This is a genomic window from Microcoleus sp. AR_TQ3_B6, from assembly GCF_036702785.1.
In the GTDB taxonomy this organism is placed as follows: domain Bacteria; phylum Cyanobacteriota; class Cyanobacteriia; order Cyanobacteriales; family Microcoleaceae; genus Microcoleus.
The window spans coordinates 1-1,032 of the sequence record NZ_JAUBVJ010000250.1; the positions used below are offsets into that span (position 1 = coordinate 1).

At 45.3% G+C, this 1,032-nt stretch carries 1 protein-coding gene; it reads left to right on the forward strand.

Translation table 11 applies throughout. The features are described 5' to 3' along the window. Positions 1-882: calcium-binding protein (locus tag QUB56_RS37015; RefSeq protein WP_332961321.1), on the forward strand; the 882-nt coding region annotated here is incomplete at its 5' end. Positions 883-1,032: the final 150 nt, after the last annotated feature.

Here is a 1,032-nt window from a genome sequence, read left to right on the forward strand (position 1 = left end):
TCAGTACCCGTTGTTACACCAGCAAGTGATACTGATTGCATTTGCCATAATATTGAGTATCCAAATCTCGATCGCCCCAACCAAGCTGACAACATTATCAACGGCAATGGTAGGGGTGCAATCCAGTTTGGCACACCAGAAAATGATGCTTTCTACGGCAGTCCAAATCAGAATATTTTCGATGCGGAAAAAGGCAACGATAACTTCTACGGCGGTGAAGCAAACGACATCCTTTACGGCAACCGAGGCAATGATTTTATTGACGGCAACAAGGGAGATGATATCCTTTTTGGCGGCAAGAATAATGACATCATCCTTGGCGGTAAAGGCGGAGATACGATCTTCGGAAATCGCGGCAATGATTCAATAAATGGTAAAGAAGACAACGACTTAATTTTGGGGTGTGAAGATGCTGATTTTATCGACGGTGGTAAAGGCAGCGATCTGGCATTTGCAGGCAAGGGAAATGATATAATCTTCGGCAGCGAAGGCGAGGATTATCTCTACGGCGATTATGGTGATGATACCCTCTGCGGAGGTACTGGCAATGATTGTCTGACTGGAGGTGCTGGCAATGATTTGCTAGACGGGTGCAAGGGAAATGATACTTTGATTGGCGGTTTGGGGGATGATTGTTTAATTGGAGGTGCTGGGAGCGATCGCTTTTTACTGTCTGCCAATTCTGGACTCGATATTATTGCCGATTTTGAAGCTGGAAAAGATTTGCTGGTGCTAGCTAATGGCTTGACATTCGAGCAATTAAATTTTACTGAAAATAGCGGTGCAACATTGATTCAGTTTAAGGAAACAGGAGAAATTATAGCTGCTTTAAAGGGACTTTCTGCTATCGGAATCAGAGCCAGTGATTTCAGTTTCATTTAAACAGGCTCACCACTGACGCAGACCGGCAACAAACGGTGTCCCGTTCCTCGACTTTTTGTGGCGATCGAGCATTTCCAACCTGACGCACCCTAGCCCAACTTTCTCTTTCTCCTCTTGCCTCTGTGTCCTCTGTGTCCTCTGCGGTTAAAA